This is a genomic window from Paraburkholderia sp. SOS3 (assembly GCF_001922345.1).
Classification (GTDB): domain Bacteria; phylum Pseudomonadota; class Gammaproteobacteria; order Burkholderiales; family Burkholderiaceae; genus Paraburkholderia.
The window spans coordinates 2,247,461-2,260,373 of record NZ_CP018811.1; the positions used below are offsets into that span (position 1 = coordinate 2,247,461).

Annotated in this window: 11 protein-coding genes; 6 read left to right on the top strand and 5 right to left on the bottom strand. The window is 64.2% G+C overall.

The genetic code is table 11. From position 1 onward, the window contains the following. Positions 1-6 precede the first annotated feature (6 nt). The 6 genes from BTO02_RS10225 to BTO02_RS10250 all read left to right on the top strand — a co-directional run bounded on the left by BTO02_RS10225 (position 7) and on the right by BTO02_RS10250 (position 6,493). Positions 7-1,284, top strand: coding sequence for an NAD(P)/FAD-dependent oxidoreductase (locus tag BTO02_RS10225; RefSeq protein ID WP_075156936.1), 1,278 nt, complete (start codon positions 7-9; stop codon positions 1,282-1,284). A gap of 70 nt (positions 1,285-1,354) precedes the next feature. After that, a complete protein-coding gene (locus BTO02_RS10230; RefSeq protein ID WP_075156937.1) occupies positions 1,355-1,663 on the top strand; it encodes a (2Fe-2S)-binding protein in 309 nt (102 codons plus the stop codon). Then, the gene (locus BTO02_RS10235; RefSeq protein ID WP_075156938.1) at positions 1,645-3,081 is read left to right on the top strand and encodes an FAD/NAD(P)-dependent oxidoreductase; all 1,437 of its coding nucleotides are present in this window, start codon (positions 1,645-1,647) and stop codon (positions 3,079-3,081) included. The genes BTO02_RS10230 and BTO02_RS10235 overlap by 19 nt, the downstream gene beginning before the upstream one ends. Further along, a complete protein-coding gene (locus BTO02_RS10240; protein WP_075156939.1) occupies positions 3,078-4,232 on the top strand; it encodes an NAD(P)/FAD-dependent oxidoreductase in 1,155 nt (384 codons plus the stop codon). Before BTO02_RS10235 ends, BTO02_RS10240 begins: the two co-directional genes overlap by 4 nt. A 20-nt stretch (positions 4,233-4,252) precedes the next feature. Next, positions 4,253-4,630, top strand: coding sequence for a helix-turn-helix domain-containing protein (locus BTO02_RS10245; RefSeq protein ID WP_075156940.1), 378 nt, complete (start codon positions 4,253-4,255; stop codon positions 4,628-4,630). Between the two features lie 285 nt (positions 4,631-4,915). After that, positions 4,916-6,493, top strand: coding sequence for an ABC transporter substrate-binding protein (locus tag BTO02_RS10250; protein ID WP_075156941.1), 1,578 nt, complete (start codon positions 4,916-4,918; stop codon positions 6,491-6,493). Between the two features lie 114 nt (positions 6,494-6,607). Here BTO02_RS10250 and BTO02_RS10255 read toward each other — a convergent pair whose 3' ends face one another. The 5 genes from BTO02_RS10255 to BTO02_RS10275 form a co-directional block, all read right to left on the bottom strand. After that, positions 6,608-7,816 carry a M20 aminoacylase family protein gene (locus BTO02_RS10255; protein ID WP_075156942.1) on the bottom strand — a complete coding sequence of 403 codons (1,209 nt, stop codon included), beginning with the start codon at positions 7,814-7,816 and terminating at the stop codon, positions 6,608-6,610. A 67-nt stretch (positions 7,817-7,883) separates the two neighbouring features. Then, positions 7,884-9,341, bottom strand: coding sequence for an aldehyde dehydrogenase family protein (locus BTO02_RS10260; protein WP_075156943.1), 1,458 nt, complete (start codon positions 9,339-9,341; stop codon positions 7,884-7,886). 75 nt (positions 9,342-9,416) lie between these two features. Further along, positions 9,417-10,742: an NAD(P)/FAD-dependent oxidoreductase gene (locus BTO02_RS10265; RefSeq protein ID WP_075156944.1), complete on the bottom strand. Its 1,326-nt coding sequence runs from the start codon at positions 10,740-10,742 to the stop codon at positions 9,417-9,419. Between the two features lie 70 nt (positions 10,743-10,812). Next, positions 10,813-11,715: a GNAT family N-acetyltransferase gene (locus BTO02_RS10270; RefSeq protein WP_075156945.1), complete on the bottom strand. Its 903-nt coding sequence runs from the start codon at positions 11,713-11,715 to the stop codon at positions 10,813-10,815. A 25-nt stretch (positions 11,716-11,740) separates the two neighbouring features. Beyond that, a complete protein-coding gene (locus BTO02_RS10275; RefSeq protein ID WP_075156946.1) occupies positions 11,741-12,802 on the bottom strand; it encodes an NAD(P)-dependent alcohol dehydrogenase in 1,062 nt (353 codons plus the stop codon). Positions 12,803-12,913 lie beyond the last annotated feature (111 nt).

Sequence of the window (12,913 nt, forward strand, 5' to 3'; positions counted from 1 at the left end):
AATTGGATGAAACTCGAATCGTACTGGCTGGACACGCGTCCGGCCTTCCGCGACGGTCGCGAAGGCCCGGTGGAGGGCCATGCCGACGTGGTCGTGGTCGGCGGCGGCTTCACCGGCTTGTCGGCGGCGCTCGAACTCGCGTCGCGCGGCGTTCAGGTGACCGTGCTCGAAGCCGGGCAGATCGCCAGCGAAGCGTCGGGACGCAACGGCGGCCAGTGCAATACCGGGGTGGCGCACGACTATGCGTCGCTCGCGGCGAAAATCGGTGCAACGCAGGCGAAGGCGTTCTATCGCGCGTATGAGCGTGCTGTGGCGACGGTCGATTCGATCGTCACCACGCATCAGATCGATTGCGATTTTGTCCGTACGGGCAAGCTCAAGCTGGCCGCGAAACCCGAGCATTTCGCGAAGCTGGAAAGAACCTGCGAGCTCCTGCTGCGCGAAGTCGATCAGAATATCGAACTGATTCCGCGTGAACGTCTCTGCGACGAAGTCGGCTCCGATGGTTTTTATGGCGGCCTGCTGCAGCGTAACGGTGGGCAGATGCATATGGGCAAGTTCGGCGTCGGCCTCGCGCGGGTTGCGGTTCGGCATGGCGCGCGAATCTTCGAACAGGCGCCCGTTACACGGATGAAGCGGCTCGATGGCGAGCGCTATGAAATTACCTGTGCCCGCGGCACGATCCGTGCGGATCGCGTGCTGGTCGCAACGGGGGCATCGCAACTCGGGCCGTTCCAGTGGTTCCGCAGACGCATCGCGCCGGTGGGCAGCTTCATCGTCGTGACCGAACCGTTGCCGCCCGGGCAACTGAACCGGCTGTTCCCCACGCGCCGCGCGTATGTGACGTCGCGCCAGATCGGCAACTACTTTCGCGTGACGCCCGATAACCGGCTGCTATTCGGCGGCCGTGCCCGGTTCGCGCTGTCCAGCCCCAGTTCCGACGAAAAAAGCGGGCGGATTCTACGGGCCGGACTGGCGGCCTATTTTCCTGAACTGGCGAAGGTGCGGCTCGACTACTGCTGGGGCGGTCTCGTCGACATGACGGCTGACCGTCTGCCGCGTGCGGGCCAGCATGAAGGCCTCTTTTATTCGATGGGTTACAGCGGTCATGGCGTGCAGATGTCGGTGCACATGGGCCGGGTGATGGCCGATGTGCTGTACGGTATGGCGGCCCGTAATCCGTGGCGCGATCTCGAATGGCCGGCTATTCCCGGTCACTTCGGTCACGCGTGGTTTCTGCCGCTGGTCGGCGCGTATTACCGTCTGCAGGACATCCTGCATTGATGCACGCGCCGACATTCGACGACATTTACGATCTGCGCCGCGGCGCCGGCGCGCATTGGGAGTCACGCGCATGAAGTCCAGATTCGTCCGGCTTGCTGAAACCGCGCGCGCCACCGTTTCGTTCCGGATCGACGGCGAAGCGGTCGAAGGTCTCGAAGGCGACACGCTGCTCGTGGCGATGCTGTGCAACACCGATCACGTGCGGCAGTCCGAGTTCGGTCCGGAAGTGCGCGCGGGCTTTTGCATGATGGGCGCGTGCCAGGACTGCTGGGTCTGGACCGCCGATGGCCGACGGATTCGCGCCTGCACGACGGTGGTCAGCGAGGAACTCGATATCGTCACCCGACAACCGGAGCTGCAATGGCCGAGCCTCGTGTAATCGTCGTCGGCGCCGGGCCGGCCGGGATTCGCTGTGCGCAGGCGCTGGTCGCGGCGGGTCTGCGTCCGCTCGTGATCGACGAAAGCCGGCGTGACGGCGGCCAGATCTATCGCCGCCAGCCCGAACAGTTTTCGCGGCCCTATACGAAGCTCTATGGCACCGAAGCCGCCCGTGCGCAGAATCTGCACGACAGCTTCGAGCGGTTGCGCGCGCAGATCGACTACTCGCCGGAGTCGCTCGCGTGGAATGTATCTGGCGGCAGGCTCTACACGGCACGCGATGGCGTCGCCAGCCATCATGCGTTCGACGCGCTGATCCTGTGCCCCGGTGCAACTGACCGGCTGATGCCGGTCAAGGGTTGGCAGTTTGCCGGTACCTACAGCCTCGGCGCCTCGCAGATCGCGCTGAAGGCGCAGGCCTGCTCGATCGGCAGCAACGTGGTGTTCATGGGCGCCGGGCCGCTCCTGTATCTGGTCGCGAACCAGTACGTGCAGGCAGGCGCGAAGGTGGCCGCAGTGCTCGACACGTCGCCATCGGGCAAGCGTCTGCGCGCGCTGCCGAAGCTGCTCGCGCGGCCCGGCGTGCTGCGCAAGGGAGCAGCGCTCGTTGCGTCGCTGAAAAAGAGCGGTGTGAAGATCGAGCACGGTGTGGAGCCGGTAGAGATTCATGGGGACGCCGCGCGCGGCGTCGAATCGGTCGGCTATCGCGATAAGCGCGGCGCGTACCGGCGTATCGCCTGCGACGCCGTCGCGATCGGTTATCACCTGCGCCCTGAAACGCAGCTTGCCGATCTCGCCGGCTGCGCGTTCGAGTTCGATGCGTCGACGCGTCAGTGGTTGCCGCAACTCGACCCGATGGGCCGCAGTTCGGTCGGGCGTGTCTATCTGGCTGGGGACGGCGTACGCGTGCTCGGCGCCGATGGCGCGGAGATCGCGGGCAAGCTCGCTGCGCTTGCCGTATTGCAGGACCTCGGATATTCCGTCGATGCCTCGCAGATCGCCTCGCTCGCCCGTGAGCGCTCGAAGATGGACCGGTTTCGCGCGGGGCTTGCCCTCGCATTTCCGTGGCCGGCGCACCAGGCTGCGCGCTTGTCCGACGACACCATCGTGTGCCGTTGCGAAGGGATCAGTGCGGGCGAGTTGCGCCGCGTGATCCGCGACGAGGGCGCACGCGAGGCGAATCGCGCGAAGGCGTTCAGCCGGGTCGGCATGGGACGCTGCCAGGGTCGCTACTGCGGCCACGCGGCCGCTGAAGTCATTGCCGATGCAGCGGGCGTGCCGCTCGAACAGGTCGGACGGTTGCGCGGGCAGGCGCCGGTCAAGCCGTTCGCGATGTCGACGGTTGCCGGCTGGCAACCCTCGGCAGAGGTCCCGGCCGCGGCACCGCCGAGCGCAGCCAGCACGGTGGAGGAAGAATGAAACGGACCGATGCGGATGTCGTGATCGTCGGTGGCGGGTTCATGGGTGTCGCGGCGGCGTTCTTTCTGCGCCGGCGCGGCCGCTCGGTGGTCCTGCTGGAACGCGGCCTCGTCGGTCAGCAGGCGAGCGGCGTCAACTTCGGCAACGTGCGCCGGCAGGGCCGCTATCTGCCGCAGTTGCCGCTCGCGAACCGCTCGCGCGAAATCTGGGGGAAGCTGCCGGCGTTGATCGGTCACGATGCCGAGTTTCTGCCGACCGGTCATATTCGCGTGTGCTATCGGCAGGAACAGGACGAGGCATTCGACGTCTACGCACGCGAAGCAGCACAGTACGGGCTCAAGCTCGATCTGTACCGTGGCGCCGCGATGCGCGCCAGGTTTCCGTTCCTGGGTCCCGAGGTGCGGGCCGCGTCGCATGCCCCGATCGACGGGCACGCAAATCCTCGTCTTGCGGCACCGGCGTTCGGGCGCGCGGCGGTGAGAGCCGGTGCGCAGATCGAAGAAAACACCGAGATCGCGACGGTCGAGAAAGACGGCGACACGTTCCGCGCGACCAGCACCGACGGCCGCGTGTTCTGTGCGCCGAACCTGCTGATCACCGCCGGCGCGTGGGGCAGCCGGCTCAGCGCACAGTTCGGCGAAGCCGTGCCGATTGCGATTCATGGCCCGCAGATGGCAGTCACCGAACCGGTGCCGTACGGCCTCACGCCGGTTGTCGGGGTGTCGTCGCCGCATATCGAAGAGGTCGTGTACTTCCGTCAGGTGAAGCGCGGCAACATCGTGATCGGCGGTTGCGCACGCGGTCCCGCATTTCTCGACGAACGTCGCGCGAAGGTGTTGCCGGAGAGCACGCTGCGGCAATTCCGCCAGGCGGCGCGGGTTGCGCCGGCGCTCTCGCGGCTGCACATCATTCGCGTGTGGAGTGGCGTCGAAGGCTACATGCCCGATGACCGGCCGATCATGGGACGTAGCGGCAAGGTGGACGGTCTGTACTATGCATTCGGTTTTTGCGGGCACGGTTTCCAGCTCGGGCCGGGCGTGGGCGACGTGATGGCCGAACTGATCGACACCGGCGCGACGCAAACCCCCATCGAGCCTTTCGCGATCGGGCGCTTCGCCGTCGAGGCGAACGCAGCGCCGATCGTCGCGTAGGGCGGATAGTCGTGGCGACAATGCTCACGTGTGCCGCAGGCGAACCTCCGATCGCCGAACCGGGGGCACCGTCGCGCGCGGTCGCGCGAGCGGTCGCGTTCATCGAAGCATCGTTTGCGCAGCCGGTCAGTCTGGCGATGCTCGCCGCGACGGCGGGCTTGAGCGTGTCCCGCTTCGCAACGCTGTTTCGTCAGGAAGTCGGCATCTCGCCGCATCGTTATGTCTGTCTCGTGCGCGTGCGGCACGCGCAGACGCTGCTGCGCAACGGTGTGCCGCCATCGGTGGTGGCGACCGAGGTTGGGTTCTTCGACCAGAGCCATCTGGGTCGTCATTTCCGGCGCGCCGTCGGTGTGACGCCGGGAAATTATGTGGCGCGGCCCTCTGCCGGTTCTTGCTGAATGTGCCGCGGCGGGTTTCGCCGTCGTCGGCGCAGCAATTCGTGCTGAAAAGCGTCGTTAAAACGATCGCTTGTGCTGGCGCGATGGCATCGAACGGAACACCTTCGATATTCTGGAATGTTGAAATTCGATCAGGACGAGCGCTTCTCGACCGGGCTGACCGGTTTGACCGGGACGCGGCGACAGGCAGGTCCGCTCGGGTTCTAACGCCGCTGGCAGGCGTGCACGACAAGCTGCAGCACTACCGACGCACATTCCATCCCGAACGTATTGAGGAGCACTCGTATGAACGACGACGATATCAAACAGGGTGGCGTCACTCGCCGCGACATGATGCGCATGCTGGCCGCCGGCGGCATGCTGGCAAGCGGCGCGGGTGGGCTGCTGGCTGGCGCGACCAGCGCATTCGCGGCCGATGCGCCGAAGCGGGGCGGCAAGATCAGGGTCGCTTACGAATCGAGTTCGACGGCCGACACACTCGATCCCGCGAAGGGTTCGGCAGGCCCGGACTACATCCGCTTCTTTCTGTTCTACAGCGGCCTCACGCAGATGGACGAAAGCCTCACGCCGCAGATGAACCTCGCTCAATCGCTCGATACCAGCGATGCGAAGACGTGGGTGCTCAAGCTGCGCAAAGGCGTGACGTTTACGGACGGCAAGGCGCTCGGGCCGGCTGACGTCGTGTATTCGCTGCTGCGTCACAAGAACCCGGCGACGGGGTCGAAGGTCAAGACACTGGCTGACCAGTTCGCCGACGTCAAGGCGACCGGTCCCGACGAAGTGACGATCACGCTGACCGTGCCGAATGCCGATCTGCCGGTCATTCTCGCGACGCCGCAGCTCGTGATCGTCAAGGACGGCACGACCGATTTCACGAGTGCGGTCGGCACCGGCCCGTACAGGCTGAAATCGTTCAAGCCCGGGGTGTCGACGATCGGCGTGCGCAACGAAGGCTTCTGGAAGCCGGGAAAACCGTATCTCGATCAGGTGGAACTGATCGGCATCAGCGACGACGCCGCACGCGTCAATGCGCTGCTCTCGGGCGACGTGCATCTGATCAGTGCCGTCGACCCGCGCGCGACGCAACGGGTGGCATCGACGGCCGGCTATGCGGTCAAGGAGACGAAGTCCGGGTTGTACACCGACCTCATCATGCGGCGCGATCACCCGCTCACTGGCAATCCGGATTTCGTGCTCGGCATGAAGTATCTGTTCGATCGCGAACAGATCCGCACGGCGATCTTTCGCGGTTACGCGGTGATCGGCAACGATCAGCCGATTCCGCCGGGCCATCGCTACTTCAATGCATCGCTCCCGCAGCGTCCCTATGATCTCGACAAGGCAAAGTTCCATCTGCAAAAGGCCGGTGCAATCGGGACGCCGATCCCGCCGATCTATGCAACCTCGGATGCCAATGGTTCGATCGAGATGGCGGTGCTCATGCAGCAGTCGGCGCAGAAGATCGGCGTGAATCTCACCGTGAACCGCGTGCCGCCCGATGGCTACTGGTCGAATCACTGGATGAAGCATCCGCTGGGATTCGGTAGCATCAATCCGCGTCCGAGCGCCGACGTGCTGTTCACGCAGTTCTTCAAAAGCGACGCGCCGTGGAACGAGTCGGGCTGGAACAATCCGAAATTCGATCAACTGCTGATCGCCGCGCGTGCCGAAACCGACGACGCGAAACGCAAGCAGATGTACGGCGAGATGCAGGTGATCGTCAGCAACGAAGGCGGCATCGGCATCCCGTCGTTCATCAGTCTGCTCGACGGCTACGACAAGCGCCTGCGGGGCCTGGGGTCGATCCCGACCGGCGGTCTGATGGGATTCTGCTTTGGCGAGTACGTCTGGTGGCAGGGCTGACGTTGTGGCGTACCGCAGCAGACCGTTGTCGACGGTCTGCTGCGCATGGCTGCGATTCCCGGCGTCCTCGAGGTATCGCCGTGCGTCCTGCAATGCAGCGCCAGCGAAGGCGGTTCAACGGCCGCCCGGCTGCCTGGGCTCGCGAGTCTGGAAGTACCGATGCGCCAGTGCGATCCAGTAGCGGACGCCGGCCGGAATGATGTCGTCGTTGAAGTCGTACTTCGGATTATGCAGACCCGGCGCGCTCGTGCCGGCGTTGGCGTTGCCGATCAGCACATAGGTACCGGGCCGCTCTTCCAGCATGAATCCGAAGTCTTCCGATGTCATGTTGGCCGGCACGTCGGCGTGCGTACCTGCATCGCCGAAAGTCTCGCGAATGACCGCTTCGCATAGCGCAGTCTCGGCGCGCGTGTTGATGGTCGCGGGATAGTACTGGAAGAACGCGACCTCGACCTGTGCACCATGAGCGGCAGCGAGCCCTTCGCACATCGACTCGATGTCGCGCTGCAGTTTTTGCTGCAACTCAGACGACAGCGTGCGGATCGTTCCGCGCAACTCGGCGCTGTCCGGGATGACGTTGTCGGTGTCGCCCGCGTGAATCATGCAGACGGAGATCACGGCGGGATCGACAGGATCCTTGTGGCGCGCCGCGATCGTCTGACAATGCAGCACCATCGAACAGGCCAGCGGAATCGGATCGAGGCCCAGATGCGGCTGCGCCGCGTGAGCGCCCTTGCCGCGCACGGTGATCCGCAAGCGCGAGCCGGCCGCCATGATCGGGCCGGCACGCAAGCCGAAATGCCCGGCTGGCAATGCCGGCCAGTTGTGCATGCCGAACACCGCCTCGGTTGGATACTGCTCGAACAGACCTTCGTCGATCATCTTTCGTGCGCCCGCACCGCCTTCTTCTCCAGGCTGAAACACGAAATGGATGCTGCCGGGCAACTGCGGCATGCCTTTCAGGATGCGCGCGGCACCGAGCAACATGACCGTGTGGCCGTCGTGTCCGCACGCGTGCATGACTCCTTGCGTGCCGGACGCGTGCGTGAAATCGTTGGCCTCGTGAATGGGCAATGCATCCATATCCGCTCTTAGCACGATCCCCCAGTCGGGATTCGCGCCGGGCAGGGTCGCGACGACGCCCGTTCCGCCTAGCCCGCGCGACACCGCATAACCGAGCTCCTCGAGCTCACGCGCGACGACCGCTGCCGTCCTGTGTTCTTCGAAGCGCAACTCGGGATGCGCGTGAAGGTCGCGTCGCAACTCCGCCCAATACGGCTGGTGCGCGCTCAACGAGGTATCGGGAAGATCCGCGGTTGCCAATTTCAAGCCCTTTCGAAGCCGTGCAGGTTCAGATTGTCGGCATGATTGCGCGACGCCTCGCGATCGTTCAATCGTAGTACCCGAGGATCGACTTCACCTCCATGTACTCTTCCATTCCTTCGATGCCGTACTCGCGTCCGTTCCCGGATTGCTTGTAACCACCAAACGGCGCTTGCGGATCCCACGCCGGATAGTTCAGATGCACCTGACCCGACTGGATGCGCGCGGCGACCGCGCGCATCAGCGCCTTGTCCGTGCCCTGAACATGCGCACCGAGTCCGTACACGGTGTCGTTTGCGATGGCGATCGCTTCTTCGACCGTGTCGTAGGCGAGGATCGCGAGCACGGGCCCGAAGATCTCCTGCTGGGCAATCGGCATGTCGGTGCGCACATCCGAGAATATCGTCGGGCGTACATAGAAGCCCTCGCTCAAGCCGGCCGGTCGGCCGGGGCCGCCGACGATCAGCTTCGTATGATCGTCGATGCCCGCTTCGATCATCTGCTGCACCCTGCCGAACTGTGCGCGATTCGCAAGCGGACCGTGGGTCGTCGCCTCGGCGAAGGGATCGCCGACGACCATCTGCCGGGTCGCCGCTATCGCGAGTTCATCGACCTGAGCCATCGCGCCGCGCGGCACGATCAGACGGGTCGGCGCGCTGCACGACTGCCCCATGTTGCGAAACGCAGCCGCTACGCCCAGTGCTACGGCGCGAGGCAGATCGGCATCAGGCAGGACGACGTTGGGGGACTTGCCGCCGAGTTCCTGCGCGACGCGCTTGAGCGTCGGCGCAGCGGCCTGGGCGACCAGCACGCCCGCTCGTGTCGAACCGGTGATCGACACCATGTCGACCTGCGGATGGGACGCGAGCGCCGTACCCACTTCCGGGCCTGTGCCGCTCACGAGGTTGAATACGCCCGCGGGAACGCCCGCATCGGCGATGACTTCTGCGAACAGCAGCGCGCTCAACGGCGACCACTCGCTGGGCTTGAGGACGACGGTGCAGCCGGCAGCCAGCGCCGGCCCGACCTTCGCGGTGATCTGATAGATCGGCCAGTTCCATGGCGTGATGAGCGCGCACACGCCGATCGGCTCGCGGGCGACGGCAGTGGTGCCACGCTGGACGACGAACGGGTAAGTGGCGAGGTTGTCGCGTGCGACGCGGATATGTTCGGCCGCGAGCGGCACATGGGCACTGCGCGCGTAGCTGATCGGCGCGCCCATTTCCGTCGTCAGGGCAGCCGCGAACAGTTCGGCCCGTTCGAGGATCAGCGCATGAACGCGGTCGAGCAGGGCGGCGCGCTCCTGCGGCGAAGTCATCGACCAGCTCGCGAACGCCTGGCGCGCGGCCTGGACGGCGCGGTCGACGTCGTGTGCGTCTCCAAGCGGGATCTCGCAAAGCGTCGCTTCGGTGGACGGGCAAACCACGGCGGCGTGCGTCTTGCCCGATGGCGCCACCCATTCGCCGTCGATGAAGAACCGGTCGAGATGGTTAGCCTGAATCAGATGATGAACCGGTGATTGCATGGCTCGGTGTCCTTTGAGTCGATACCCTGCGGCCGCTACAGGCGGAAAGCGTGCGGGCGAAAGTCGAAACGGCTGTCAGAAGTCGGCGACCTTGCCCCACACCGGTTTTTCGAACCGCTCCGGACGGTAAGGCGCGGGATCGACGAGCGGGGTCGCGCCGGTGACCATGTCCGCCACGAGATGACCGCATCCTGGCCCAATGCCGAAGCCGTGACCGCTCAGACCCGCGGCCACCACGAAGCCGGGCAGCGACTGCACTTCGCCGATCGCGGGGATGCCGTCCGGCGTCATGTCGATATAGCCGGCCCAGGACGCGGCCACGCGTGCTTCGCCGATCACCGGGCACAGATCGATCGCGCGCCTGCGAATCTCCTTGAGGGTCGCCTGGTTGACGCACGGGTCCAGCACGCGCATCTTTTCCATCGGCGTTGGCCGATCGAGCCGCCAGCGGCCCATGCCTTCATGGCCGGAACGCACGCCTTCGAGATTGCCAGGGCTGAGACTGCGCCAGCGATTCGCGAACATCGGCAGAAAGTCCTTTGCATAGCGGGCTTTTTGCAGCGTAGGGTCGAACTTTGCCAGGCCGCTGATGGCGAGCGAATAGGCTTCGTCGCCGCGTCGCGTGATGGTGATGCTCTTCGTGTGCAGCGCATCGGGTAACGTACCGCGTGCCAGCGAGATCGACATGACCGACGAGCGGATGGTGGCCTGCGGCAAGCGGATGCCGAGTTGCCGGCAAAACGTCGACGCCCATGCGCCACCCGACAGGACCGCGATCTTCGTGCGGATCACGCCGTGCTCGGTCACCACGCCGCTGACCCTGCCGCCCTCGGTTTCGATGCCGCGTGCCGCGCAGTTCTGGTGAACCGTGCCACCGAGCTTGATGATGCTGCGCGCGACAGCCGGTGCGGCGTTGGCCGGGTCGGCCGTGCCGTCGGTCGGTGCAAACACGCCACCCTTCCAGCTGCGCCCGGTAGCGGTAGCCCGCTCGTTGGCCTGCTTGCTGCCGAGCACCTCGGTCTTGACGCCGGCCGTACGTGCGAATTCGCACCAGCGCGTCCATTTTCCGAGTTCGTCGTCGTCATTGCTCAGGTACAGCAGACCGCTGCGGCGAAAACCAGCGGATTCGCCGGATTCGTCTTCGAACTGTTGCCAGAGTCGCAGGCTTTCGGTCGCAATCGGCAATTCGCGCGCGTCGCGGTTCTGTTGCCGGCACCAGCCCCAGTTCCGGCTGGATTGCTCGCCGCCGACCAACCCTTTTTCGATCAGCGCGACTTTTACGCCGCGCCTCGCGAGAAACCATGCGGTGAATACGCCGACGATGCCCGCGCCTATCACGACGACGTCGGCGCTATCGGGGAGCGTGGGGGTGGTGTCAATGCGGGTCAACGGTACGCGCATCTGTGAGAGTTCCTTCGTGGGTCGCGTGTCGGGGTCGATCGTCTGCTGGCAAACGGGCTTGCCGGAACGTCTAGAACATCGCCTGGCTAACGATCCCATATAGCCGGTAGACAGGGTCGGGGGCGCCTTGATGCGCGACGGCGGGTGCGTTGCGGACCATCCTGATCGTGGTGTCGACGCGCTTCAGTCCTTGCGCGGCCAGCCAGTCGGCCAGACTCGCGCCGGCCGGCACGTCGATTCGAATGAATTCACCTTCGCGGTTGTTCAGCCAATAGCCAATCAAGGCTTTCGCACGAAGATCGTCGGGCGAGCGCATCGCGGCCATCGGGCCGATGACGAGGCCTCTGCCGAAGCGGCGCAGGATCGAAAATCCAATAATCTCGCTGTCGCGCTCCAGCACCACGCTGTCGCCCATTTTCAGCAACGCTGACATCATCGCGTTCCGTTCGAGGCCCGAAGCGCGCGTCGCGAGTTCGATGAGTGCCGGGAAATCGGCAGCCGTCGCGCTTCGCAGTCGTTCGCCGTCGGGCAATGCGACCGGCAAGGTTTTGCCGACGGTCCCCTGATGCTGGTCCAGCGAGTCGCATACGTCGAAACCGAGCTTTTCATAGAGCGGACGGCCTGCCGGTGTCGCGTGCAAAAACGTGATGCGCGGCCCCAGTTCTTCGAGTACCAACTCCATGAGCTTGCGGCCGATGCCGCGTCCCTGATGCTCCTGCGACACGATCACGAGACCGAGCGACGCGCGGTCCGTGCCGAACTTCCAGCACAACGCCGTGCCGATCAGCGCGCCGTTTTCTTCGGCGACGAATCCCGTGCCCTGTTCGGCCGCGAATTGCCAGTCTTCCGCACGATGCGGCCAACTGAAAGCGGTCGACAAACCACAAGCCGCCGGACAGTCGGCTGGCGTGAAGCTTCGATAGTGAAGCGCTTGCGTTGAAGGCGTAGCGCTGACGGCACAATCCTGGTTCATTTGATTTTGTTCCCGATCCTGAACTTCAGATCCCGGACTTCAGCGAGCCCAGATCAATCACAAACCGATATTTAACGTCGCTTCTGAGCATCCGGTCGAAGGCTTCGTTGACCTGTTCAATATCGATCATTTCTATCTCGCAAGTGATGCCATGCTTGCCGCAAAAATCGAGCATTTCCTGCGTTTGCGCGATGCCGCCGATGAACGAGCCCGCCACCGATTTCCGCTTGGACAACATCGGCGACGAGTTCAGCGCGGGTTCGAGCGGGCCGAAATAGCCCACGAGCACCAGCGTGCCGCCCGAATCAAGCGTGGCAACATAAGGATTGAGGTCGTGCTGGTATGGAATGGTGTCGATAATCAGATCAAAGCGGCTTTTTGCCGCGTTCATCTGCAGTGCATCGCTCGACAGCACGACATCGCGGGCGCCCAGCGCACGGGCATCCGCGTCTTTGCCAGGCGATCGTGTGATCAGCGTCACTTCGGCGCCCATCGCGCTGGCCAGCTTGATGGCCATATGACCGAGGCCACCCAATCCGATGACGGCAACCCGCGAACCGACGCCGACGTTCCAGTGCCGCAACGGCGAATACGATGTGATACCGGCACACAATAGCGGTGCCGCGCCCTTGAGATCGAGGTTATCCGGCATCCTGAGGACGAACTTCTCCGACACGATAATCTCGTCGGCATACCCGCCTTGAGTGCGGGATTGATCATGCCGATCGGTATTGTTGTACGTCGAAGTCGCACCGTTCTCGCAATACTGTTCGAGCCCATTAAGGCATGTCTTGCAGTGCTGGCATGAATCGACCATGCAACCTACGCCCACAGGGTCTCCCACCTTGAAACGCGTCACGTCGGAGCCGACTTCCTTGATCCGTCCGACGATCTCATGGCCCGGCACCATCGGGTATCTGGCGTTGCCCCAATTGTTGCGCGTGCTATGCAGGTCCGAATGACAAACACCGCAGTACAACACTTCGATTACGACATCATTGTTGCGCGGAGTGCGGCGTTCGAAGTCGAACAGGCTCAATGGCGTCGTCGATGAAGTGGCAGCGTATCCTCGTGCAGCACGTCCCATCTATATGTCCTCGATTAATCCGTGGTGAGATTGCTTGCGTTGAAATAGGCATGCCGTCGAGTCCGCTGAGCGCGCGAGTCGGGAAGATTTCGACGGGCGCGATGTGGGTCG

Bases quoted from the DNA above. Each gene is read 5' to 3' on its own strand.
- BTO02_RS10275 (WP_075156946.1), bottom strand. From the start codon at position 12,802: ATGGGACGTGCTGCACGAGGATACGCTGCCACTTCATCGACGACGCCA.
- BTO02_RS10225 (WP_075156936.1), top strand. From the start codon at position 7: ATGAAACTCGAATCGTACTGGCTGGACACGCGTCCGGCCTTCCGCGAC.
- BTO02_RS10270 (WP_075156945.1), bottom strand. From the start codon at position 11,715: ATGAACCAGGATTGTGCCGTCAGCGCTACGCCTTCAACGCAAGCGCTT.
- BTO02_RS10265 (WP_075156944.1), bottom strand. From the start codon at position 10,742: ATGCGCGTACCGTTGACCCGCATTGACACCACCCCCACGCTCCCCGAT.
- BTO02_RS10260 (WP_075156943.1), bottom strand. From the start codon at position 9,341: ATGCAATCACCGGTTCATCATCTGATTCAGGCTAACCATCTCGACCGG.
- BTO02_RS10240 (WP_075156939.1), top strand. From the start codon at position 3,078: ATGAAACGGACCGATGCGGATGTCGTGATCGTCGGTGGCGGGTTCATG.
- BTO02_RS10250 (WP_075156941.1), top strand. From the start codon at position 4,916: ATGAACGACGACGATATCAAACAGGGTGGCGTCACTCGCCGCGACATG.
- BTO02_RS10245 (WP_075156940.1), top strand. From the start codon at position 4,253: ATGCTCACGTGTGCCGCAGGCGAACCTCCGATCGCCGAACCGGGGGCA.
- BTO02_RS10230 (WP_075156937.1), top strand. From the start codon at position 1,355: ATGAAGTCCAGATTCGTCCGGCTTGCTGAAACCGCGCGCGCCACCGTT.
- BTO02_RS10235 (WP_075156938.1), top strand. From the start codon at position 1,645: ATGGCCGAGCCTCGTGTAATCGTCGTCGGCGCCGGGCCGGCCGGGATT.